General features: G+C 72.7%; 19 protein-coding genes. 11 read left to right on the top strand and 8 right to left on the bottom strand.

The annotated features are described in order from the left end of the window. Nucleotides 1-6: 6 nt before the first annotated feature. From ACF07B_RS33225 to ACF07B_RS33235, 3 genes are read left to right on the top strand one after another with little or no spacing between them, the layout of a single operon-like run. A complete protein-coding gene (locus ACF07B_RS33225) occupies nt 7-1,572 on the top strand; it encodes a 4-coumarate--CoA ligase family protein (protein WP_392181678.1) in 1,566 nt (521 codons plus the stop codon). Next, nucleotides 1,569-2,303, top strand: coding sequence for an enoyl-CoA hydratase family protein (locus ACF07B_RS33230; RefSeq protein ID WP_392181679.1), 735 nt, complete (start codon nt 1,569-1,571; stop codon nt 2,301-2,303). Before ACF07B_RS33225 ends, ACF07B_RS33230 begins: the two co-directional genes overlap by 4 nt. Then, the gene (locus ACF07B_RS33235; RefSeq protein ID WP_369482990.1) at nt 2,291-2,908 is read left to right on the top strand and encodes a TetR/AcrR family transcriptional regulator; all 618 of its coding nucleotides are present in this window, start codon (nt 2,291-2,293) and stop codon (nt 2,906-2,908) included. The genes ACF07B_RS33230 and ACF07B_RS33235 overlap by 13 nt, the downstream gene beginning before the upstream one ends. A 52-nt stretch (nt 2,909-2,960) precedes the next feature. Here ACF07B_RS33235 and pdxH read toward each other — a convergent pair whose 3' ends face one another. Next, nucleotides 2,961-3,599: a pyridoxamine 5'-phosphate oxidase gene (gene pdxH / locus ACF07B_RS33240; RefSeq protein WP_369483014.1), complete on the bottom strand. Its 639-nt coding sequence runs from the start codon at nt 3,597-3,599 to the stop codon at nt 2,961-2,963. Nucleotides 3,600-4,053: 454 nt separating this feature from the next. Here pdxH and ACF07B_RS33245 point away from each other — a divergent pair, with 454 nt between their 5' ends. Continuing rightward, nucleotides 4,054-5,154: a citrate synthase 2 gene (locus ACF07B_RS33245; protein WP_362392877.1), complete on the top strand. Its 1,101-nt coding sequence runs from the start codon at nt 4,054-4,056 to the stop codon at nt 5,152-5,154. Nucleotides 5,155-5,175: 21 nt separating this feature from the next. Here the strand turns inward: ACF07B_RS33245 and ACF07B_RS33250 are convergent, their stop codons facing one another. Further along, nucleotides 5,176-6,240 carry an isopenicillin N synthase family dioxygenase gene (locus ACF07B_RS33250; RefSeq protein WP_392181680.1) on the bottom strand — a complete coding sequence of 355 codons (1,065 nt, stop codon included), beginning with the start codon at nt 6,238-6,240 and terminating at the stop codon, nt 5,176-5,178. A gap of 718 nt (nt 6,241-6,958) precedes the next feature. Between ACF07B_RS33250 and ACF07B_RS33255 the strand changes: the two genes are divergently transcribed. After that, nucleotides 6,959-8,341 (top strand): PAS domain-containing protein, encoded by a 1,383-nt coding sequence (locus tag ACF07B_RS33255; RefSeq protein WP_392181681.1) that lies wholly within the window; start codon nt 6,959-6,961, stop codon nt 8,339-8,341. Nucleotides 8,342-8,402: 61 nt separating this feature from the next. Here ACF07B_RS33255 and ACF07B_RS33260 read toward each other — a convergent pair whose 3' ends face one another. Then, nucleotides 8,403-9,158 (bottom strand): SIS domain-containing protein, encoded by a 756-nt coding sequence (locus ACF07B_RS33260; protein WP_362392868.1) that lies wholly within the window; start codon nt 9,156-9,158, stop codon nt 8,403-8,405. Between the two features lie 393 nt (nt 9,159-9,551). On the opposite strand from ACF07B_RS33260, the gene ACF07B_RS33265 reads away from it, so the two are divergent. Both ACF07B_RS33265 and ACF07B_RS33270 read left to right on the top strand, forming a co-directional pair. After that, nucleotides 9,552-10,244, top strand: a complete 693-nt coding sequence (locus tag ACF07B_RS33265) for a metal-dependent transcriptional regulator (RefSeq protein ID WP_326787123.1) — start codon at nt 9,552-9,554, stop codon at nt 10,242-10,244. A 703-nt stretch (nt 10,245-10,947) separates the two neighbouring features. Then, the gene (locus ACF07B_RS33270; RefSeq protein WP_392181682.1) at nt 10,948-11,826 is read left to right on the top strand and encodes an alpha/beta fold hydrolase; all 879 of its coding nucleotides are present in this window, start codon (nt 10,948-10,950) and stop codon (nt 11,824-11,826) included. Between the two features lie 230 nt (nt 11,827-12,056). On the opposite strand, the gene ACF07B_RS33275 is transcribed toward ACF07B_RS33270, so the two are convergent. The 3 genes from ACF07B_RS33275 to ACF07B_RS33285 form a co-directional block, all read right to left on the bottom strand. Next, nucleotides 12,057-13,670 carry a transporter gene (locus ACF07B_RS33275; protein ID WP_392181683.1) on the bottom strand — a complete coding sequence of 538 codons (1,614 nt, stop codon included), beginning with the start codon at nt 13,668-13,670 and terminating at the stop codon, nt 12,057-12,059. Continuing rightward, nucleotides 13,667-14,464 carry an ABC transporter ATP-binding protein gene (locus ACF07B_RS33280; protein WP_369482996.1) on the bottom strand — a complete coding sequence of 266 codons (798 nt, stop codon included), beginning with the start codon at nt 14,462-14,464 and terminating at the stop codon, nt 13,667-13,669. Before ACF07B_RS33280 ends, ACF07B_RS33275 begins: the two co-directional genes overlap by 4 nt. A gap of 86 nt (nt 14,465-14,550) precedes the next feature. Continuing rightward, on the bottom strand, nt 14,551-15,210 hold the full coding sequence (locus tag ACF07B_RS33285) for a bifunctional DNA primase/polymerase (RefSeq protein WP_362392857.1): 660 nt from the start codon (nt 15,208-15,210) through the stop codon (nt 14,551-14,553). 306 nt (nt 15,211-15,516) lie between these two features. On the opposite strand from ACF07B_RS33285, the gene ACF07B_RS33290 reads away from it, so the two are divergent. Both ACF07B_RS33290 and ACF07B_RS33295 read left to right on the top strand, forming a co-directional pair. Beyond that, nucleotides 15,517-16,902, top strand: coding sequence for a transcriptional regulator (locus tag ACF07B_RS33290; protein ID WP_362392855.1), 1,386 nt, complete (start codon nt 15,517-15,519; stop codon nt 16,900-16,902). 590 nt (nt 16,903-17,492) lie between these two features. After that, entirely contained in the window at nt 17,493-19,130 is a 1,638-nt protein-coding gene (locus ACF07B_RS33295) for a hypothetical protein (protein WP_392181684.1), read from the top strand. 83 nt (nt 19,131-19,213) lie between these two features. On the opposite strand, the gene ACF07B_RS33300 is transcribed toward ACF07B_RS33295, so the two are convergent. Then, nucleotides 19,214-20,512 (bottom strand): ABC transporter substrate-binding protein, encoded by a 1,299-nt coding sequence (locus ACF07B_RS33300; protein WP_392181685.1) that lies wholly within the window; start codon nt 20,510-20,512, stop codon nt 19,214-19,216. Nucleotides 20,513-20,629: 117 nt separating this feature from the next. On the opposite strand from ACF07B_RS33300, the gene ACF07B_RS33305 reads away from it, so the two are divergent. Continuing rightward, nucleotides 20,630-21,130, top strand: a complete 501-nt coding sequence (locus tag ACF07B_RS33305; RefSeq protein ID WP_369482999.1) for a hypothetical protein — start codon at nt 20,630-20,632, stop codon at nt 21,128-21,130. Nucleotides 21,131-21,230: 100 nt separating this feature from the next. Beyond that, complete coding sequence (purU, locus tag ACF07B_RS33310) at nt 21,231-22,115, top strand: formyltetrahydrofolate deformylase (RefSeq protein ID WP_392181686.1); 885 nt, start codon at nt 21,231-21,233, stop codon at nt 22,113-22,115. Nucleotides 22,116-22,189: 74 nt separating this feature from the next. On the opposite strand, the gene ACF07B_RS33315 is transcribed toward purU, so the two are convergent. Then, nucleotides 22,190-23,476, bottom strand: coding sequence for an MDMPI N domain containing protein (locus tag ACF07B_RS33315; protein WP_392181709.1), 1,287 nt, complete (start codon nt 23,474-23,476; stop codon nt 22,190-22,192). Between the last annotated feature and the right edge of the window lie 43 nt (nt 23,477-23,519).

Genomic DNA, 23,519 nt, shown 5'->3' on the forward strand with positions numbered 1-23,519 from the left:
GGAACCGTGTTCCGCAGCGAGTACGCAGATGTCCCGGCCGTCGAGGAACCCATTCACGACGCCGTGCTGGGCCGCGCCGCCGAGCGCGGCGAGACGCCCGCGCTCGTCGACGGCGTCGACGGCACCACGCTCACCTACGCACAGGTCGACCAGTACCACCGGCGACTGGCCGCCGCGCTCGCCGAGGCGGGACTGCGCAAGGGCGACGTGCTCGCCCTGCACAGCCCCAACACCATCGCCTTCCCCGTCGTCTTCTACGGGGCCACGCGCGCGGGAGCGTCGGTCACGACGGTCCATCCGCTCGCCACACCGGAGGAGTTCGCCAAGCAGCTCCGCGACTCCTCGGCCCGCTGGATCGTGACCGTCTCGCCCCTGTTGGAGACGGCCCGCCGGGCCGCCGAACTCGCGGGCGGCGTACGGGAGATCTTCGTGTGCGACCAGGCGGAGGGCCACCGCTCCATGGCCGACCTGCTGGGCAGCACCGCGCCCGAACCGCGGGTGGACATCGACCCCGTGGAGGACGTGGCGGCCCTCCCGTACTCCTCGGGCACCACGGGCGTCCCCAAGGGCGTGATGCTCACCCACCGCTCCATAGCCACCAACCTCGCCCAGCTCTCCCCGGCCATGCCGATGAACCCGGGCGACCGCATCCTCGCCGTGCTGCCGTTCTTCCACATCTACGGACTGACGGCCCTGATGAACGCGCCCCTGCGGCAGGGCGCCACCGTGGTCGTCCTGCCCCGCTTCGATCTCGACACGTTCCTCGGCGCCATCCAGGAACACCGCATCACCGGCCTGTACGTGGCACCGCCCATCGTCCTGGCGCTCGCCAAGCACCCCGCCGTCGCGGAGTACGACCTGTCCTCCCTTCAGTACATCGTCTGCTCGGCCGCGCCCCTGGACGCCGCGCTGGCCGCCGCCTGTTCGGCCCGGCTCGGGCTTCCGCCGGTGGGCCAGGCCTACGGCATGACCGAACTGTCGCCCGGGACGCACGTCGTCCCGCTCGGCGCGGAGAACCCGCCCCCGGGAACGGTCGGCAAGCTCGTCGCGGGCACCGAGATGCGCATCGTCTCCCTCGACGACCCGGACAAGGACGTCGGGGCCGGAGAACGCGGCGAGATCGTCGTCCGGGGACCGCAGGTCATGAAGGGCTACCTGGGCCGGCCCGAGGCGACCGCCGCGATGATCGACCCGGACGGCTGGCTGCACACCGGCGACGTCGGGCACGTGGACGCGGACGGCTGGCTGTTCGTCGTCGACCGCGTCAAGGAACTCATCAAGTACAAGGGCTTCCAGGTCGCCCCCGCCGAACTGGAGGCACTGCTGCTCACCCACCCCGGCATCGCCGACGCCGCCGTCATCGGGTCCTACAACGAGGACAACAACGAGGTCCCGCACGCCTTCGTGGTGCGCCAGCCCTCGGCCGAGGGCCTCTCCGGGAACGAGGTCATGCTGTACGTCGCCGAGCGCGTCGCCCCGTACAAGCGGGTCCGCATCGTCACCTTCATCGACGCGATCCCGAGGGCGGTCTCCGGGAAGATCCTGCGCCGCGAACTGCGAGGCCTGTCATGACCGTCGTCCGCACGGAACACGAGCGGGGCATCACCACGCTCACCCTGGACTCGCCCTCCACCCGCAACGCGCTGTCGGCCGTCCTCGTGGGCGAGATCACCGACGCGCTCACCCGCTGCGGCAAGGACGGCGAGGTCCGCGCCGTCGTCCTGACCCACACCGGGAACACCTTCTGCGCGGGCGCCGACCTGCGCGACCCCCCGCCCCCGGACGCGTTCGTCGGCCTGCTGCGGGGGATCGTCGAGCTGCGCAAGCCCGTCGTGGCCCGGGTGAGCGGACATGTCCGGGCGGGCGGCCTCGGGCTGGTCGGCGCCTGTGACATCGCGGTGGCGGGCGAGGCGGCGAGTTTCGCCTTCACCGAGGTACGGATCGGGGTCGCGCCCGCCGTCATCTCGCTGCCGCTGCTGCCCCGCGCCGACCCGCGCGCACTGGCCCGCTACTACCTCACCGGGGAGCGCTTCGACGCCGCCGAGGCGGTGCGCGGCGGGCTCCTCACCGCGGCAGGGGACGACGTGGACGCCGTCCTCGCGCCCGTGCTCGACGGGCTGCGCCGGGCGGCCCCCGAAGCCCTCGCCGAGACGAAGGCGCTGCTCACGGCTAAGGTGCTGGAGACCTTCGACCGGGACGCGGCGGACCTGACCGCGCTCTCGGCCCGGCTGTTCTCCTCCGCGCAGGCGCGCGAGGGGATGACGGCCTTCCTCGAACGACGGGATCCCGCATGGGTGGTGTGAGCGCGACGGAACACGCGGCACGTACTCCGCACGTCCCCAAACAGGACCGCAGCCGGGCCACCCGGCAACGGCTCCTGGCCGCCGCCGTGGCCTGCCTCGCCGAACACGGCTGGGCGGGCTCCACGGTCTCCGTCGTCGCCGAGCGCGCCGGGGTGTCCCGGGGTGCGGCCCAGCACCACTTCCCCACCCGCGAGGACCTCTTCACGGCGGCGGTCGAGTACGTCGCCGAGGAACGTTCCACCGCGCTGCGCGACCTCTTCCCCGACGGCCCCGCCGACCGGCGGGCCGTGGTCGCCGCCCTGGTCGGCCTCTACACCGGGCCCCTGTTCCGTGCCGCCCTTCACCTGTGGGTCGCGGCCTCGAACGAGGACCAGCTCCGCGCGCGGGTGACCGAGCTCGAAGGCCGCGTCGGCCGCGAGAGCCACCGGATCGCGGTGGACCTGCTGGGCGCGGACGAGTCCCGGCCCGGGGTGCGCGAGACGGTGCAGGGCCTGCTCGACATGGCGCGCGGTCTCGGCCTCGCGAACCTGCTCACCGACGACGCCGCGCGCCGGGAGCGGGTCGTGGCCCAGTGGGGGGCGATCGTGGAGGAGACACTCGGCTGAGCCGCGGCCGTGCCCGGCCGGCCCGGGTTCCGGGGCGTCGTCCCGGCCGCCGTCAGGGGCTGAGCCGCTCGATCCGCCAGCCGCCGTCGGGCTCGGCCACGTAGCGGAGCCGGTCGTGCAGACGGTTCTCGCGGCCCTGCCAGAACTCGACCGTCTGCGGGGCGATCCGGAAACCGCCCCAGTGCGGCGGTACCGGCACCTGCTCACCCTCCGGGTAGCGGGCGTCCAGCTCCGCGTACGTGACGTCCAGCTCGCTGCGCGAGGGGATGACCGTGGACTGGGTGCTCGCCCAGGCACCGAGCTGGGAGCCGTGCGGGCGGGTGCGGAAGTACGCGGCGGTCTCCTCGCGGTCCGTGCGGCGCGCCGTCCCGGTGACGATGACCTGCCGGGCCATCGGGTGCCACGGGAAGAGCAGCGAGATGTACGGGTTGTGGGCCAGCTCGCGGGCTTTGCGCGAGTCGTAGTTCGTGTAGAAGACGAAGCCCCGGTCGTCGTACTGCTTGAGCAGCACCGTGCGCGAGCTGGGTCGGCCCTCGGGGTCAGCCGTGGAGACGACCATCGCGTTCGGCTCGTGCACGAACCCGTGCACCGCGGCCTGCGCCGCCTGCTCGAACCAGCGGGAGAACTGCTCCATGGGGTGCGCAGCGAGGTCACCCTCGTCGAGCCCCTCCGCCCGGTAGTGAGCCCGCATGGAGGCGGGATCGGCGGCGATCTCCGCGTGCGAGGCCTCGGCGGCCTCGGCCGCGGCCTGGATGAGGGGCTCGGTCGTGGATTCGTCCGCGAAACGATCGTTCACGGGGTCATCCTGCCGTATCCGGGCCCCCTTCCGGGGGCGGGTGCGCGGGCGGGTGTGCTTCGTCACGCGGTGGCACTCAGTGCCGCGTAGTCTCCCGGAAGATGGCACTCAGGGATATCGTGCTGGTGCCGTTCCGGTTGGAGGACCAGCCGTACGGGGCATCACCGGGGTGACCGCTTTCGGACCGCGAGTCGGCGCAGACTGATCGAGGAGCATTCGGGAGTCTTCGCAGATGACCGTGGGACCGGCCGGCGAAGCGCCTCACCGTCGACCGTCACCCCCACAGGGGCGCAGGGTCACCACAACCCCGACAACACCATCCGTCGTAAACATCACGAGGAGCCGCCTGATGTCCGACTTCGTACCCGGACTCGAAGGAGTCGTCGCGTTCGAGACGGAGATCGCCGAACCCGATAAGGAGGGCGGCGCTCTTCGGTACCGGGGCGTCGACATCGAGGACCTCGTCGGCCATGTCTCCTTCGGCAACGTGTGGGGACTCCTCGTCGACGGCGCCTTCAACCCCGGTCTGCCGCCCGCCGAGCCGTTCCCGATCCCCGTCCACTCCGGTGACATCCGTGTCGACGTGCAGTCCGCGCTCGCCATGCTCGCGCCCGTCTGGGGCCTCAAACCCCTCCTCGACATCGACGCGGAACAGGCCCGCGACGACCTCGCCCGCGCCGCCGTCATGGCCCTGTCGTACGTCGCCCAGTCCGCGCGCGGCCAGGGCCTGCCGATGGTCCCGCAGAACGAGATCGACAAGGCCCACTCCATCGTCGAACGGTTCATGATCCGCTGGCGCGGCGAGCCGGACCCCAAGCACGTCGCCGCCGTCGACGCCTACTGGACCTCGGCCGCCGAGCACGGCATGAACGCCTCCACCTTCACCGCGCGCGTGATCGCCTCGACCGGCGCGGACGTCGCCGCGGCGCTCTCCGGGGCCGTGGGAGCCATGTCGGGCCCGCTGCACGGCGGCGCCCCCTCCCGCGTCCTCGGCATGATCGAGGAGATCGAGCGCACCGGGGACGCCGACGCCTACGTCCGCCACGCCCTCGACAACGGCGAGCGCCTGATGGGCTTCGGCCACCGCGTGTACCGCGCCGAGGACCCCCGCGCGCGCGTCCTGCGCCGCACCGCGCGCGAGCTGGGCGCCCCCCGCTTCGAGGTCGCCGAAGCCCTGGAGAAGGCCGCCCTCGCCGAGCTCCACGCCCGCCGCCCGGACCGTGTCCTCGCGACGAACGTCGAGTTCTGGGCGGCCATCGTCCTGGACTTCGCCGAGATCCCGGCGCACATGTTCACGTCCATGTTCACGTGCGCCCGTACCGCGGGCTGGTCGGCGCACATCCTGGAGCAGAAGCGCACCGGCCGCCTGGTGCGCCCCTCCGCGCACTACGTGGGCCCCGGCTCGCGCACCGTCCAGGACATCGAGGGACACGAGGGCATCACGCACTGACCCCGTCCGGGCCGCCGGTCATCACGCGGGAGCGAGCAGCTCCGCGTGGTGGCGGGCGGCGGCGAGCGGGTGCGCCCGCAGCTTGCCCTTCAGCTCGTTGAAGCCGTACTCGGCGAAGAGCGGATTCGACGGGTCGTCGGTGACGCCGGGCGCGGCCGAGGCGTGCGGGAAGGGCAGCGGCTCGATCCGGGCGTCGAGGCGCGGGTTGTAGAAGAACGGCACCGAGAACCGCTCCGTGGCCCCGGCCGGGCTCACCACCCGGTGGTTGGTCGCCAGGAGATACCCGTTCGTGGCGACCTCCAGGAGTTCGCCCAGGTTGACCACGAAGGCACCCGGCAGCGGCGGCACGTCGTGGAAGCGGCCGTCCTCGCGCTGCACCTGGAGCCCGCCGACCCGGTCCTGGAGCAGCAGCGTCAGGAACCCGTAGTCCTTGTGCGCGCCCACGCCCTGATCGGCTCCGTCGCCCGCGCTGCCCGGATAGCGCACCAGTTTCAGGTGCGGGTGCGCCCGCTCGCCGAAGATCGGGTCGTAGAAGCCGGCGGGAGCCCCGATGGCGGTCAGCAGCTCGCGCAGCAGCCGGGCCGCGACCGCGCTCAGCCGCTCCATCCAGGTCAGCGCGGCCGTCCGCAGCTCCGGCAGCGCGGCCGGCCACTGGTTCGGTCCCTGGAGCCACCAGTACGCGGGCTCCCCGGGGCGGGGCGTCCGCGCGGGCCGTTCGGCGCCTATGTCGAGCTGGTCCCGCCAGTCCCGGCTGCCGCCGGTGCGCTCGTCGCCGGTCCGCGTGTACCCGCGGAAGTGCGGTGAGCCGACGTTGTCGAGGGCCAGCCGGTCGGCCTCGGGGAGGGCGAAGAACCGGTGCATGGCCCGCAGCAGCGCGCCGGTCTCGGCCTCGGTCACTCCGTGCCCGATGAGCTGGAAGAACCCGACGTCGTGGGCGGCGCTGTGCAACTGCGCGTGGAGCAGCGCCCGTGCCTGCGGGCCGCGGTCGGCCGCCGAGAGGTCGATGATCGGAAGCTGCTGGTACGAGGGGAACGGCCGCCCGTTCGGGGCAGGCGTGGAGAACGTGGAAGACGTGTTCGTCGTCATGAGGTGCGTCCGCGAGGTCTACGGGTGCCCGGGACGGCCGCCGGGGGTGGGGCGGGGGCCACGGGTGCCGGGTGAAGGGGAGAAGCCGTGCGAAAGGGGCTGGGTCAGGCTGAGCGCCGACAGCCCATGCTCGTGACGCGCACGAAATCCACGTGGCGGCGTCGGACGAGCATCGGAAGCATGGCCACAGCGTACTGCTCTCCCGGCGAACCACCTGTGACCTGGGTCACTCCGAGGGTGAGCCGAAACGCAGACGACCCGTGAGCTCGGGTCCCTGCGCCTCGCGGCGACGGGGCCGGCCGGACGTACCGGCGAGCTCACGGGTCGGGTGACTGCGTTGGATTGGGCCGGCTGCGTGCGCTTCGCACACGCTGGTCCGGCGCCGAACCGAGTCCGACAACGGGCCGCTAGCCCGCAGTCACCTCGTATGTCCGGATTTCCGTCATGAGCCGAACCACCTCCTCTCCTACGTGAGAACCACTCTAGGAAGGTGCCCCGGGAGCCTCAAGCGATTTATCGGAAGGCGCGGGACCGGGGCTCCTGGGGCGGGAAGCGCGGAGCGGGGACTCCTGGGGCGGGAGGTGCGGAAATCCGGCGTACATCGATTTCCCCCCATCTTCGGGGAACGAGGTGTGGGCTGGGTCACGTTCGAGTTGAATGGTGACGAGTGAGCGAACTGTCGCGCCGTACACACGGACGCAGCCTGCAGGGGGTCCAGGTGAGTGCTTCCCGGCGTAGTGGGACCACGGACGAGCTGGGGCCGGACGAGCCCGAGCCGGACGGCTCCGATCTGCTTGCCGCGCTGTTGGACGGCATGGACGCGGCCCTGTGCGCCTTCGACGCCGACGGGGTCCTCACCCACTGGAACCGCGAGGCCGAGCGCATTCTCGGGTGGACCGCGGCCGAGGCCGTGGGGCGGCGCGGATTCGCCGGCTGGGCCGTGCGGACCGCGGACGCCGAGGAGGTCGAGGCCCGGCTGATGTCCGCCATGGAGGCGCCCGGCCGCCAGGTGCACGAGTTCGCGCTCCTCACCAAGGAGGGTGGCAGGGTGCTCGTCCGCACCCAGTCCGCCGCCGTCCGCGGCCCGGAGGGCAAGCCCGCCGGGGTCTACTGCGCCTTCAGCGAGGTGCACACCCAGATCGACCTCGAACGGTCCATCGCGCTGAGCGAGGCGCTCTTCGAGGACGCCGGCTGGGGCGTCGTGCTGGTCGACGCGGACCTGCGGCCCGCCGTGGTCAACGCGCACGCCGCACAGGCCCTCGGGACCGGACGCAGCTCCGTCCTCGGCCGGCCCCTGGGGGACCTGCTCTCCCAGGGCGTCGAGGAACTGGAGAGCGCCCTCACCCACGTCCTGTCCGAAGGCGCGCCGCCGGCCCCCGCGGAGATGTGGGTCAGCCTGCGCACGGCGGAGGGCGAGAAGCGGCGGTGCTGGCTCAGCGGCTTCGTGCGGCTCGCCTCGCCGCTCGCGGAGGAACCCGTGCCGCTCGGTGTCGGCTGGCTCTTCCAGGACGTGACCGAGGCCAAGCAGACCGAGCAGGAGGCGGCGCTGCTGCGCTTCCGCGCCAACCAGCTCCATCGTGCCGCGCGGGCCGCGGCCGAGTGCGAGAACCCGGGCGAGGCCGCCGCCGTCCACCTCGACTTCGCCCTCGCCGGCTTCGCCGACCACGCCCTGGTCGACCGGGTGGCCGGGGGCGGTCCGGTCCACGCGGAGGGGCCCGTGCGGCTCGTACGGACGGTCGCCACGCCCGCCGGATCGCCCGGACCGAGTCACATCACGGGGAAGGCCGGACTGCCCGTGCGCTACGGGGAGGGGCACCCCGCGCTCCAGTGCGTGGACCGCGCCGGATCGGTTCGGGCCGACGCGGCCGCCGCCGACCCCGAGCAGGCGCGCGACTGGGCGCTCGCCCGTCAGTGGCCGCGGGACTCCGTGCACGCCCTGTGCGCGGTGCTGCGCAGCCGCGGGCGGACGCTGGGGGTCGTGACGTTCCTGCGGAGCGCGGGCCGCAGCCGCTTCGAGCGCGGAGACGCGATGTACGCGGAGGACGTGGCCGTACGGATCGCGGCGGCCCTGGACCTGGAGGAGCTGGCGGGAAAGGCCTGAGGACGCCGTGGGGCGCCCTGGGCGCCCTGTCGGCCCGTCCTCCGGGGCGCCACCCGGCTCCTCAGCGCCGGTAGAAGATCCGGTCCCCGTACTCCGTCATGACCCGGCCGTTCCACTCGTGGCCGCCGTCGACGTTGCCCGAGCGGAGCAGGGGCGGTTCGACACCGCGGTCCGCGAGGGCGCCGGCCGCGGTGGCCATGACGGCCTGGAGGAGGGCCGAGGTGACGACGGTCGAGGCGGGGGCGAAGGGTGCCTCGATGGAGTCCAGGGTCAGCTCCGCGTCGCCGACCGGGATCCGCGAGTCGAGGACGACGTCGCAGTGGTCCTTGAGGTAGGTGCCCGACACGTGTCGTGACGTCGTCTCGGTGGCGTAGGCGACGGAGGTGACGCCGATGACCTTCACTCCCAGGGCGCGGGCGTTCATCGCCATCTCCACGGGGAGCGCGTTGCGGCCGGACAGCGAGATGATCACCAGCAGGTCGCCGGAGCGCAGCGGGCTGCAGTCCAGGACCGCGCTCGCCAGACCGTCGACGCGCTCCAGGGCGGAGCCCAGGGTCGCGGGCATGACGTCGACGCCCACCACTCCCGGCACGGCGAGCAGGTTCATCAGGGCGAGGCCGCCCGCGCGGTAGACGATGTCCTGCGCGGCGAGCGAGGAGTGACCGGCGCCGAAGGCGAAGAGGCGGCCGCCGTCCACGACGGTGTCCGCGATCAGGCTCCCGGCCGCCTCGATCTCCCCGGCGTCCTCGTCCCGTACCCGCCGCAGCAGGCCGATCGCGGCGTCGAAGAACTGCCCGGCAAGCTTGCTGTCGCTCATCGGCGAAGCCCCTTAGAACTCTCGTCGGCTTGGACGTCTCGTCGGCGCCGGGTCGGCGCAGGGCGGGCGGACGGCTGAACCGGTCGCCCGGCGCGGCCGTACTCCGCCGTGTCGCGGATCACGTTGCGGTCTGGACCACTGCCCTGTCAATACGGCTTCCGGGGGCGCTGCCGAACGCGGCGGCGCGGCGCGCCGGGCACGGCGGCGAGGGTGTCCGGGGGCCGGCCGGGGGTCGTCCAGGGGGCGTGCCCGGGTGGACCGCGGGGTGATCGCCGCCAAGCGGTTTCGACGGCGAGGCACGGTTGTCAGTGCTATGCGTCAGAATTGAGTTCAGGGCCAGCGCACACGCCGGTGGACCATCGAGTCTCCGGCAGAGCTAATCGAGGGGCACGAATGTCCGGACTGATCGACACCACGGAGATGTATCTCCGCACCATCCTCGAGCTGGAGGAGGAAGGCGTTGTCCCCATGCGCGCCCGGATCGCGGAGCGGCTCGACCAGAGCGGCCCGACGGTGAGCCAGACGGTGGCGCGGATGGAGCGCGACGGTCTGGTGGCGGTGGCGAGCGACCGGCATCTGGAGCTCACGGACGAAGGACGGCGGCTGGCCACCCGGGTCATGCGCAAGCACCGCCTCGCCGAGTGTCTCCTCGTCGACGTCATCGGCCTGGAGTGGGAGCAGGTGCACGCGGAGGCCTGTCGCTGGGAGCACGTGATGAGCGAGGCGGTGGAGCGGCGCGTGCTGGAACTGCTGCGCCACCCGACCGAGTCGCCGTACGGAAACCCGATCCCGGGTCTGGAGGAGCTGGGCGAGAAGGACGGCGCGGACCCGTTCCTGGACGAGGGCATGGTGTCGCTGTCCGAGCTGGACCCGGGTGTGGACGGCAAGACCGTGGTCGTCCGGCGGATCGGGGAACCGATCCAGACGGACGCCCAGCTGATGTACACGCTGCGACGGGCGGGCGTGCAGCCCGGATCCGTGGTCAGCGTGACCGAGTCGGCCGGCGGGGTCCTCGTCGGCAGCGGCGGCGAGGCCGCGGAGCTGGAGGCGGACGTTGCCTCTCATGTGTTCGTCGCCAAGCGCTGACACGGTCGGCGGGCTCACCGGCAGCCGTGCCGCCGGTGGCCGCACTTCCGGTATCCGTACCTCCGGTATCCCCGGTTCCGGATTCCGGCCTTTCTCCACCCGCGCTTCCGGTACCCGCGAGGGGCAGTTCCCGGGCGCCGACCGAGGGGCCGGCAGTCGCTGACCTCCACGTCGGCGTCCGGGAGCACGCCGGACACCGTGGGACACACCCGGCCCGTACCGCCCCGGGCGTGTCAACTGCTGTGACGGCAGGGGCAGTTGTGATGTCTTCGCGACCTTCTCGAAACGAAGATTCAGTGTGCGGAATCGCAGCGCCGGGACCGTTTGCGTGCAAGGCTGTCGCGTGAGGCATATGACCTGAGGGCTCTTGACCGTGTCCGAGAGCGATCGTGCACGGTCGGGGAGGGGGCGTAAGGATGTGCCGCAGATGTGGAGAGGGCCCCGGCGCCGTCCGGCGCCGGGGCCTGTCCTCCCCTGTGCTGACCCGGAGCCCCGAGCTCCCAGGGTCATTCCCTTCGGACCGTTTTCCCCGAGCGGTCCGCCTCCCGCAGAAGATCTCCCCCGGGCGACGACGGTCAATCCTTGTGGGCGGTCACTCGAACGAGGGGTGTTGCGGCCGGAAAGGCCATTTTCGAATCCCCATTCGATAACGTGACGATGAGGTGGAATGCGGTCCGAGCGAGCCAGGGGGGTGCCATTACCGATGGTGCGGCGCATCGACGTGACGGGAGCGGGCGGTGTACGCCTGGCCGCATGGGAGTTCGCCGACCCTCCCAAGAGCGACCGGCCGAAGGCGTCCGAGGCGCCCGGCGTGCTGTTATTGCACGGCCTCATGGGCCGCGCCTCGCACTGGGCGCCCACCGCCCGCTGGCTCTCCGAGCGGCACCGCGCCATCGCCCTCGACCAGCGCGGTCACGGCCAGAGCGACAAGGCCCCGGAGGCCGAGTACACCCGTGAGGCCTACGTCGAGGACGCCGAAGCCGCCCTCGACCAGCTCGGTCTCGGACCGGCCGTCGTCGTCGGCCACGCGATGGGCGCGCTGACCGGCTGGCAGCTCGCCGCCAAGCGTCCCGATCTCGTCCGCGCCCTGATCATCTGCGACATGCGGGCCTCGGCGCTCGGCGCCGCCTCCCAGCGCGAGTGGGAGGACTGGTTCAAGGCCTGGCCCGTCCCCTTCGCCACCCTCGCCGACGTACGGAAGTGGTTCGGCGAGGACGACCCCTGGGTGGAGCGCCGCAATCCCTCCCGCGGCGAGTTCTACGCCGAGGTGATGCAGGAGTCCCCCGACGGCTGGCGCCCCGTCTTCGATCCGGAACAGATGCTCAAGTCCCGCCAGACATGGGTGTACGACGCCCACTGGGAGGAGCTGGCCCAGGTCCAGTGCCCCGCCCTGGTCGTACGCGGCCTCGACGGCGAGCTCGGCCGGGCCGAGTCCCAGGAGATGGTCCGGGTCCTGCCGCGCGGCCAGTACGCCGAGGTCGCGGACGCCGGCCACCTCGTGCACTACGACCAGCCCGAGGCGTGGCGCGCCGCGATCGAGCCGTTTCTGGACGGAGTGCTCACCGGGCCCCAGGTGGAGTGACCCGCGGGGCCGTCGTCGCCCTGACGCGTCACGAGATGATCACGAAGGTTCATGGGATCTTCACCTTCGGTTCACATCCTGTGCCCAATGGTCCTGCGGTGCGGTGCGCTGTCTCGGCCGCTCAGCTCACCTTTCAGGGAGACGCGCACCGACCCGCGAAAGAGTGCGGCGGCGCCTCGCGCGTCGTCACCCGGTTCACCTCGCGCGCCGCCCCCTGGAACGGCGCGCGTTCACCCCTTGCTGACCGCCGCCAGGATCTCCGGCAGCCGGCCTGCCGTCCTGGGTGCCGCGAGCCGCAGTCCCAGCAGCGTGATCAGCGCCCCGTAGCCGGCGCCCAGGGGCAGCAGCAGCCAGGCCCAGCCGTCGCCGTCGGCGCTCACGTTCGTCCAGATCGTCAGGGCGATGACGGGGGAGGCGAGCAGAGCGGCCGAGATCAGGCCGCCGAAGATCGCGATCCAGGCGAGACCGGCCTGACCGGGGGCCACGTTCTTGTAGCCCTCCTGCGGGATCGAGTACGGGAAGCGGGCCGAGGACCACGCGCCGGTCGCCAGCATCGCGCCGAGCAGCGCGAAGGAGAGGCCGAGGACTTCGGGCAGTTTCTCCCACGCGCCGAGCAGCCCGGTCGTCACCGTGGTCACGAGCGTCGCGTACGGCAGGGTGATCAGCAGCAGGGCCAGCGCCCGCCCGCGCAGTTCGACGTACGCGTCACGGGTCGAGGAGATCGTCAGCGCCACCATCCAGAACGCGGACGTGTCCTGCCCGAACTGGTTGTACATCTGGATCCCGAGCATCCCGGCCGCGAAGCACGCGAAGTAGACCGAGCCGGTGCCCTGGAGCGCGTTGAACACCGGCACGATCAGACCGATGGCCAGCGAGGTCACCCAGGCCGCCTTGGTCTTCGGATCGCGCCACACGTACCGCAGACTGCGCTCCATGACCGTGCCGGTGCGCCCGGCCGGAAGCAGCCGCGCGAGCCCCGAGGAGCCGCGCTCGCGGCCCGCGGGCTCCGCGGCCTGGAGCGTCGACCCGTCGGGCGAGGTCATCAGCCGGGTCAGATGACGGGTCCAGAGCGCCAGCAGCCCTGCCAGGGCGGCCACGCACAGCGCGAGCTGGACGAACCCGGCTCCGTACGATTCCCCGCTCACCGAGTCCACGGCACCGATCGCCGACGCGGGCGGGATCCAGCGCAGCACGTCCGTCACCGGGTCCAGCTCCGACAGCCCGCCCGCCGAACCGAGCCGCTGGGCGCCGAAGTTGACCAGCTGGGCGCCGATCGCGACGACCAGTCCGCTGAGCACCGCCAGATCGCGGCCCTTGCGGCTGGACAGCAGCCGGATGTTGGCGGCCGCGACGGCCCGGGCGAGGGCCACACAGACCAGCAGGGCGAGCACGAGGGCGACCACCGCCGTCGCGTACGCCGCCGCCCCGTGCGCGACCGAGATCACCGAACCGAGCAGCAGGCAGAACGTGAAGAGCGGCCCGACCCCGACCAGGGAGGCGGCCAGCAGCGCCCGCACGAGCGGTCGCGGTCGCAGCGGCAGCATCACCAGCCGTGTCGGATCGAGTGTCTCGTCACCGCTGGGGAAGAACAGCGGCATCACGGCCCAGCCGAGCGCCAGGACCGCCACCAGCAGCACGCCGACGGCCGGGGCGTGCACGTTGCCGCGCAGCGCGAGCAGGCCGAGCAGCTGGAGCACGGCGAAGAGCAGCACGAGCACCGTGGACGCGATGAACGCGGCCCGCCGCCCGGTGGACTGCCGCAGGCCGTTGCGCAGGAGCGACAGCTTCAGGCGTACGACGACGGGGGTGATCGACGCGGCGGAGACGCCGGTGCCGGCGCTCACCGGGGAGCCCCGCCGCCCAGCCAGTCCAGGTCGGCCGTGGTGCCGCGGCCATGGGCGCCGACCAGCTCCAGGAAGGCCTGCTGGAGCGAGGGCGCGGTGCCGCGCACCTCCGCGAGCGGACCGTGCGCGCGGATGCGTCCGGCGGCCATGACGGCGACCCAGTCGCACAGCGACTCGACCAGCTCCATCACATGGGAGGAGAAGACGACGGTGGCGCCGGACGCGGTGTACCGCTCCAGGACACCCCGGATGGTCTGCGCGGAGACCGGGTCCACCCCCTCGAACGGCTCGTCCAGGAAGAGGACTTCGGGGTTGTGCAGGAGCGCGCAGGCCAGGCCGATCTTCTTGCGCATACCGGTCGAGTAGTCGACGACCAGCTTGTGCTGGGCGCCCGCGAGGTCGAGGACGTCGAGGAGCTGGGTGGCGCGCTTGTCGACCTCGGCGCCGGGCAGCCCCCTCAGCCGGCCGGTGTACGCGAGCAGTTCGCGTCCGGAGAGCCGCTCGAAGAGCCGGAGTCCCTCGGGCAGGACGCCGATCCGGGCCTTCACCTCCGCCGGGTCGCGCCAGACGTCGTGACCGACGACCTCGACGGTGCCCTGGTCGGGTCTGAGCAGCCCGGTCACCATCGAGAGGGTGGTGGTCTTGCCGGCCCCGTTCGGCCCGACGAGTCCGATGAACTGCCCCGCGGGAAGCTCCAGATCGATCCCGGCCACGGCGACCTGGTCACCGAACCGCTTCCAGAGCCCCCGCACACGCACGGCGGGCACGCCGCCGTCCCTCGCTCCCTCGCTCATACCGGCACCCTAAGCGCCCCCGGCCTCCCGTCACCCGCGTCCGTCGAGTCTCCGTCGATCTACCGGTCCGGGCCGGCCTCCGCCGCCTAGCGGTCGCGGTCGCGTCCGCAGGCGTAGGCCAGGGGCGAGATCAGCTCCTCCGCGTCCGGCAGCCAGCGGTTCGCGGGCGTCGGCCGGCAGGCCCACTGCACGGCACCGCGGGATCCGACCCGGGTCGGCGGCGCGGCCACGTAGGCACCCTCGCCGAGCGTGGTCAGATCGAGCGAGGCGGGCGGCCAGCCCAGGGCCCGCACCAGGCCGGGGGTCTTCGCCGCGGCTCCGGGGAGCACGAAGAAGTGCATGCGACGGTCCGGGGTGCACGTCACCGGCCCGAGGGTGAGCTCCATCCGCCGCATACGCGCCAGCGCCAGGAACCCGGCGGTCTCGGGCACCTCGATCGCGTCGAACGTACGCCCCGTGGGGAGCAGGATCGACGCCGTCGGCCGCACCGACCAGAGCCGCCCCGCGACGGTCGCGCTGCCCGTGGCCAGGCTCGCCCAGTCCTCGCGCGCCGGATGCGCGCCGGGCGCGGCACAGGCGGGTTCGCCGCAGGAGCACAGCTGCACCCCGCCGTCCGCTTCCAGCCAGGTGCCGGGGAACACGTCCCAGTGGCGTTCCTCGGCATAGCGCACGGCGGCGTCCCGCAGCGATTCGCCACGCTGCTGGGGGACGTGTGCGGACTCGGTGCCTGCGATGGTCTCTTCCACGTCGGTCTCAACTCCCGCGTCCACCTCGGGTTACGGGGGACACGCGCGCGGGGGAGGAGCATCGTTTCCCCGCCTGGGGCGCATGGGTGCACGGGTGGGGGCGCGCGGGGGCAGCGGCAGCCGGTAGCGGGTAATCAGGGGTGGGGCCGGGCGACCTTCCGTACCCCGGCAATCCTCACATGTCTCGCATCTTCGGTATGTCTGCGGGGCATTGATCTTCGTGGCCGGCCTCCTTCGGTGCGACCGGCCGGTGAGGACACATCAACTCGGTGCGTGGGCAGGCACCGCAGCCACAGGGGGTACGCCATGGCCGCAAGGCCTCTCATCGCCAGGCAGCCGAACGAGCGGCTCCAGGCGCTCATCCAGGAAGCGGGCTGCTCGAACGCCGGGCTGGCCCGCCGGGTCAACATGTGCGGAGCGGAGCACGGACTCGATCTGCGCTACGACAAGACGTCCGTCGCGCGCTGGCTGCGCGGTCAGCAGCCCCGGGGGCGGGCCCCGGCGATCATCGCCGAGGCGCTCGGCCGCAAACTCGGCAGGACGGTCACGATCGACGAGATCGGCATGGCCAACGGCAAGAACCTGGCCTCCGGCGTCGGTCTCCAGTTCTCGCCGACGATACTGGGCGCCATCGAGCAGGTCTGCGAGCTGTGGCGCAGCGACGTGGGCCGCCGGGACTTCCTGTCCGGCTCGTCCGTCGCCGCCTCCGCGCTCGTCGAGCCCAGCCGTGACTGGCTGATCTCGTCGCCGGACTCGCAGGTGGCCCGGTCGGCGGGCCCGCGCGTCGGGCTCTCGGACGTGGCGGCGGTCCGCGCGATGACCCAGGCCCTCGTCGACCTGGACCACCAGTACGGCAGCGGGCATGTGCGCCCGGTCGTCGTGCACTACCTGAACAGCGTGGTCTCCGGGCTGCTCGCCGGCTCCTACCGCGAGGCGGTCGGACGTGAACTGTTCGCGGCCGTGTCCCGGTTGACGGAACTCGCCGGCTACATGGCCATCGACACCGGCCAGCCCGGGCTCGCCCAGCGCTACTACATCCAGGCGCTGCGGCTCGCGCAGGCGGCCGGTGACCGCGGTTACGGCGGCTACGTCCTCGCCGCGTCCATGAGCCACCTGGCGGCCCAGCTCGGCAACCCGCGCGAGATCGCGCAGTTGGCGCGCGCGGCCCAGGAAGGAGCGCGCGGGCGGGTGACCCCGCGGGCGGAGTCGATGTTCCACGCCGCCGAGGCGCGCGGGCACGCGCTGATGGGGGACGCGCGCGCCGCGCAGGTGGCGTCCGGGCGGGCCGTCACGGCCCTGGAGAACGCGGACGCGGCCTCCGGCGACGACCCGACGTGGATCGCGCACTTCGACGAGGCCTATCTGGCCGACGAGTTGGCCCACTGCCACCGGGACCTCGGCCAGGCCGAGGCCGCCGCGCGGTGCGCCGAGGAGTCCCTGGCCGGGCATCCCGAGTCGCGTGCCCGCCGCCGGGCCATCGGCTATGTCCTGCTGGCCACGGCACAGGTCCAGCAGCGTGAGGTGGAGCAGGCCTGTCACACCGGGCTGCGCGCCGTCGAACTTCTCGGCACGCTCCGCTCCAACCGCGGCTCCGAGTACCTGGAGGACCTGCAGCAGCGCCTGGAGCCCTTCCAGGACGAGGCCGTGGTGCGGGAGTTCGGGGCGCGCATGGAGTTGCAGGCGGCGGCGTGACCGTACGCCGGGGGCGGTGGTGACCCGAGGGTCCTGGGGACTTGAGGGGCTCAAGGGACTTGGGGCGCTGCGGGGTCTTCGGTGATGAGAGGGGTTTCTGGCACCCGAGTTGAGGGTGTGCCGTCCGGTGCGGCCGGACGGTGTGTGTCGGCCGGGGGCGCACGCCGCGTGCGCCCCCGGCCGGACCGCGGTCCGCGCGCGCGGGGGGTGTGCGCGTCCGGCGGGGGACCTGTGCCCGGTCAGGCATGGGGCCTGTGCCCGGTCAGGCGGGGGACCTGGGCGCGGCCCGGCGGGGGACCTGGTCACGGGAGCCGGGGGACGCCGGGCGTCGCCCGCCGGTGGGGGTGTGATCATTTCGCTCCCGCGTCCGCCGGCCCCGCGCTCGTGAACATATGGCCCGTACGGGAGTGAACGCCGGGAAAACGAGGGCACCGTGAGGGAGAGGAGTGAGATACAGCGCATTCGAGGGCGGTTTCGTTACCCGTGTCACAAGGCGCCGCGGTCACCGCAGGTGCTGCGTAGCACCGGGTTGCGGGGACCCGGTAGCGTGAGCCGATGATTCCGAAGGTCCCCCATTCGTAGGAGTCCCGGTGACGCAGAGCGGACAGGGCGAGGAGCCCTCGGCGCGGCCCGCGCGCGAAGGCATCGTGCTGCCCTCCGACGGTAGCGAGCCGATGCTGCCGGGCACGACGGGCGACCGTGTGACCCCGGCCAGCGGCCCGGCCTGGGGTGGGCAGTGGGGCCCCGACCAGTCGGCCGCCCCGGCCCCGCAGTCCGCCGACGGCTGGGGTGCTCCCGCGAACGCCGCTCCGTCGTGGGGTGCCTCCGCGCCCACCGACTCCCAGGGCTGGCCGGCGGCGGACCCGCACGGCGCACAGCAGGCGCAGGGCTTCGGCGCGCAGGGGTCCGGCTCCGGACCGCTGCCGCCCGAGAGCGCGCCGTCCTCGGGCTACGGCGCCCAGAGCGGCTATGCGCCCGGGGCGCACGGCTCGCACGCCTCCGGATACGACGGCTACGGCTCCTACGGGGCCCAGGACCAGCAGGGCGGGCACGCGGGACCCGGCGCTCAGCTCCCGCCCGGCGGCGCGGACGGCGCCACGCAGTACATCCCCTACATACCGGCCGCCCCGGGTGCCGACGAGGGGGCGACGCAGTTCATACCGCCGGTCGCCGCCGCGCCGGACGAGGGCGCCACCCAGTTCATCCCGCCGGTGGGGCCGGGCGCTCTGCCGCCGGAGATCCACACCGGCGCGCCGCAGTACCTGGGGCAGTCGGCGCGAGGCGGTTCGGACGCCGACGCCACGCAGTACATCCCGCCCGTGCCAGGGCAGCCGTCGGGGTCCTTCGGGATGCCCTCCGGCGCGCCCGAGGAGCGGCAGCCCCCGGCGGAGTTCGACAGCCTCTTCCGCAGCGAGCCGGAGGTGGCCGGTTCGACGCAGATGCTGCCCCGTATCGACGCGGGGCCCCCGCAGGCCCCGTACGGCGGGAGTGACATGTACGGCGCCCAGCCGGCGCCCGGCGCCCCCGGAGGGCGGGCCGGCGGACGGCGTGGCGCCCCGGCCGCCGGTGACGGAGGCGGCGGCGGTGGCCGTGGCGGCTCGCGCGTCCCGGTGATCGCGGCTGTCGGCATCGGCATCATCGTGCTCGGTGTCGGCGCCGGCGCCCTGCTCAGCGGAGGCGGCGGCAGCGACGACGCCAAGGACGACACCGGCAAGACGGTGGCCGCGACCGCGCCGGCGTCGGCGGGTTCGTCGGCGCCCGCCGGTGACGCGGTGAAGGCGCAGGCCGTCGAACTGGACAAGCTCCTCGCGGACAGCACCAGCAGCCGTGGCTCGGTGATCAACGCCGTGGCGAACGTTAAGGCGTGCAACAACCTCGGCCAGGCGGCCAGTGATCTGCGGGACGCGGCCAAGCAGCGCGGCGAACTGGTCACCCGGCTCACCGGCCTCGCGGTCGACAAGCTGCCGAACCACGACGAGCTGACCGCCGCCCTCAACAGCGGCTGGAAGGCCTCCGCCTCGGCCGACAGTCACTACGCGGCCTGGGCCGACCAGGTCGCCAACGACAAGAAGGGCTGCCGCAAGGGCCACGCCCGCACCACCGGTCAGACCCAGGCGGGCGACCGGGCCAGCGGCACGGCCTCGGCCCAGAAGGAGAAGGCCGCGCGGCTGTGGAACTCCATCGCGTCCAAGTACGGCCTGACGCAGCGGACCCGCGCCCAGCTCTGAGCCCGCGCGAAAGCCCGGCCTCCTCGCCGAACGGTGAGAAGGCCGGGCTTCGTCGTGTGCGGGGCCCGCTTCGGGCCGGCCCGCTACCCCGCCGTGGCCAGGGTCTTCGCCATGTCGACGAACCCGCGTCGCTGCGAGGAGAGCTGACCGCCGCGGATGACCTGGAAGGTGACGTCGGCGTTGACCAGGCGCGGGAAGTCGGCGGCCGCGGTCTCGGAGTCGAAGCGCCAGTCGAGGGTCGGTGTGACCCCGCCCGTGTTCACCTTGAGGCCGTTGTCGAGCTCGTGCCGGATGGTGAGCGGCGAGACCTCCCCCGCGCCGAGGGACTCGATGGCCTTCTTCAGCACGGTGTAGGCGATCCAGGTGGTCTGCACCCCGGCGTCGCCGGGATCGATCCGGTTGTCGCCGAAGGCCTGCTCCTTGATCACCGCGCGCATCGGGTTCCAGCGCGCGTCGTCGGCGGTGGGGTACCAGCCGGTGACGTACGAACCCTCGTAGGGGCTCGACCTGCCGCCGGTGGCGTCGATCAGCGACTGGTCGACGTTGCCGATGACCGTGCCGGTGTACACCTTCCGGTACTCCTCGGCATCGCGCCGGAAGGAGTCCATGAAGGTCTTCGTGTGGTCACCGAGCGCGGGGACCACACAGCCCCGCCGGCTCGGGTCGGAGGTCGCGTGCTCCAGCGCGAGCCGGGTCGGCCGGGAGTACTCGGTGGCGTCCTCGGCCGCCCGCTGGTCCGCGGCCTGCGGGTGGCCGAGCGCCTTCAGGCCGGCGTCGAGCAGCACCGGCAGCTCGTCACCGGCGATGGTGTCGGGGCGTATGAGCGAGACGGGGCCGCAGCTCTTGCCGAGCTGCTCGCCGAGGCCCGCCAGCAGGACGCCCTGACCGCCGTTGACGGGGTAGGAGATGGGGCTGGTGAACTCGTCGTCGGTCACCCCGAAGCCGCCGATGTAGGGGATGCCCGCGCTCTCCAGCGGGGCGAGGAACGCACGGCTGTGCTGGCTGTAGGAGCCCACGACCGCGACGACGTTCTCGTCGGCGGCCCGCTCGGCGCAGTGCGCGGCGTCGACCGAGTCGTTGTGGTCGTTGCAGGTGAGGACCTCCAGCCGGCGCCCGTTGATGCCACCGTGGGCGTTGACCCAGCGCGCGTAGGCCTTCGCCAGGGCCGGCATTCCGGGCTTGTTCGTCGCGTTGGTCTTCTCGGGGGCCCAGGTCATCACCTTGACGGGGCCATCCCCGGAGCCCCCCGTGGCACCAGGGATGACCCCGCATCCGACGGCGACCGACGCGCACGCGGCCAGCGCGCTCGCGTACAGCAGCGTGGCCTTGCGGGGCCGGGGCGGAGTGGGGGAGGTGATGCGAGTACGTCGCCTACCGGTCATGGGCATGCACGATTCCCCCACACCGAGAACCTTTGTGTGACGCACGGTCGACACGGAGTGACGCAGAGGTGAATTGCAGGGGTCGATGAACTGATTTTCCCAGGGAACGTACGATCGGTGACCGTGCAAGACTCGGAGAACTCTTCCCGTCGTGGCCGTCGCTCATCCACCATGGGCGGCATGCCACTGAACGACATGCCGTGGTGGCGCTGGCGCAGCAATGTGCGCTCCGCGCTGCACATGCTTTCCGACCCCGCCTTCCAGAGAGACGTCTGGCTCGCCGGCGTCGAGGGATACGGCGACGTCACCGACGCCGTGTACCGCCTCGTCGAGGACACCTGGCTGGACAACTGGTCGGCCGAGAAATACGTCGGCACGATCTTCCGGGACTCCCAGGAGGCGGCCCTCGTGGACAGTGCCGTCCTGCGGGTCCTGCGGATCATGCACCAGGTCGGGCCCGACGCGCCGGTCTCGGCCTATCTCGACCACCAGGCGTGGCCGGACGCCCTCCAGGCCGCGCGTGCCGCGCACGTACGGCTGGCGTCGAGCGACGGGGAGGACCCGGACGCGCCTCCGCGCACCCTTGAGGTCCTGCGGATTCTGACGCGGTCCGCCTGAGCACCTGCCCGGTGGTCCGGCGGCCGTGCGTGCCCCGGGCGCGGTCCGGGTGGCGGAACGGCACTCCTGCGCGGGCGCTTGATATGAAACGCTGTTCGGCATGAATGAGCCGTCCGTCCGCGAGACCGTGCCCGCCGCCGAGCAGTACGTCCTGACGCTGTCCTGCCCCGACAAGCAGGGCATCGTGCACGCCGTGTCGAGCTACTTGTTCATGACCGGCTGCAACATCGAGGACAGCCAGCAGTTCGGCGACCACGACACGGGTCTGTTCTTCATGCGCGTCCACTTCTCGGCGGAGTCGCCGGTGACGGTGGAGAAACTGCGCGCGAGTTTCACGGCGATCGGCGACGCCTTCCACATGGAGTGGCAGATCCACCGGGCCGAGGACCGGATGCGGGTCGTCCTCCTGGTCAGCAAGTTCGGCCACTGCCTGAACGACCTGCTCTTCCGCGCGCGGATCGGCGCGCTGCCCGTCGACATCGCCGCGGTGGTCTCCAACCACACCGACTTCGCGGAGCTGGTGGGGTCGTACGACGTTCCCTTCCACCACATCGCGGTGACGAAGGACACGAAGGCCGAGGCCGAGGCGCAGCTGCTGGAGCTGGTGCGGGAGAAGGGCGTCGAGCTGGTCGTCCTCGCCCGCTACATGCAGGTCCTCTCGGACGACCTGTGCAAGCAGCTCAGCGGCCGCATCATCAACATCCATCACTCCTTCCTGCCGAGCTTCAAGGGCGCCAAGCCGTACCACCAGGCGCACGCCCGCGGGGTCAAGCTCATCGGCGCGACGGCGCACTACGTCACCGCCGACCTCGACGAGGGTCCGATCATCGAGCAGGAGGTCGAGCGCGTCGGCCACGACGTCACCCCCGACCAGCTGGTCGCCATCGGCCGTGACGTGGAGTGCCAGGCGCTCGCCCGCGCCGTGAAGTGGCACGCCGAGCGCCGCATCCTGCTCAACGGGCGCCGGACGGTCGTTTTCGCCTGACCGCCTGACCGCCTGACCGCCTGACCGCCTGACCGCCTGACCGTCTGACCGTCTGACCGTCTGACCGCCGGGGGTCACATGCGGCTGAGTGATGCCGCCGCGGTCAGTACGTCCCTGATGACTTCGCGGTCGCCGTCCTGTCCGGCGGCCGCCTCCTCCGGGGACACATGGCCCGCGGCCAGGCGGCAGAACTCCACCCCGTCCAGCGCGACATGGGCCACCTCGTGATCGGCGGAGCCGACCGCGCCGGGCGAGTCGAGCGGGATGAGCCACTCCCCGCCCCCGGAGCCCTCGATCTCCAGGCGCAGGCTGCGCCCCGGAGCACCCGCCGCGACGAGATGCCGGACCGACCGGGCCGAGAGACCGGCCCGGCGCCGCTCGGCGAGCGAGACGGGCAGCATCCGCGCGGCCAGGTCGATCATCCGGTGCAGATGCCGGGGAGCGGGCGGTTCGTACGGGTAGTCCACCGCGTCGGCGATGTCCTCCGCGTGCACCCAGCACTCGAAGGCCCGGTCCAGCATCGAGTCGCTGAGCGGCAGCTCGAAACCGCCGTACGCCACGGTGAGCCGCCCGGAGGCCTCCCCGCCGGCGACGGCGCCCGCGGCCGGGGCGCCCTCCTCCACGAACGACACGGTCCGCACGATGCCGTGGCTCTGCTCCCGCCAGGGTCCGCGCACGGACCGGGTGGGCGGGACGCGCGAGGAACGCCAGTACGCCTCGGTGCGCTCCTGCGGTGAGGGCCGCTCCGCCTCGGATCCGCCGAGCGGGTCGTCCAGACCCAGCGCGACGGCGACGAGTCCGTCGACGCTCAGCAGATGGGCGATGACCCCGGCGACGGTCGTGCGGCGGCTCACGGGCCCGTCGCCCTCGAACCAGCGCAGCCGCACGGGCGCGTGCCACTCGGAGCCGCCGATGTCCTGGAGCAGGGCGTCGAGCCGCGCGGTCTCCGCGTCGTACGGAGCGGCCCACCCGGGTACCGGGATGCGCGGCGGGCGCCGGTCCAGGCAGCTCGTCAGGACACGGGTGCGCAGCGTCGGGTCCAGGTCGAGGCTCTCCGCCGGGTGCAGCAGTCCGACCGCCTCGCGCAGCCGCAGCGCCTCGTCCGCGCACGAGCCGCAGAACCCGAGGTGGTCCTCGACGGCGATCGTCTCGTCCGCCGAGCAGGCGGCCAGCGCCCACGCGCCCAGCAGCGACTTCAGGACCCGGTGTTCGAGGAGCAGCGGCGCGGGGCCGGGTGCGGCGGCCGGTGCGGGCAGCGGCAGCCCGGTGTCCTCCACGGAGGCGCGGGGCGGTGGAATGAGCGGCGGCCCGCCCGGCCCCCGCCCGGCGCCGTCGGCGTCCTCGTGCCCGTCCTCGCGCATGCCGCTGTGCCCGTCCTCGTTCTCGTCCGTGTTCCCGTGCCCG

The sequence above is a fragment of the Streptomyces sp. NPDC015532 genome, assembly GCF_043078065.1.
Classification (GTDB): Bacteria; Actinomycetota; Actinomycetes; order Streptomycetales; family Streptomycetaceae; genus Streptomyces.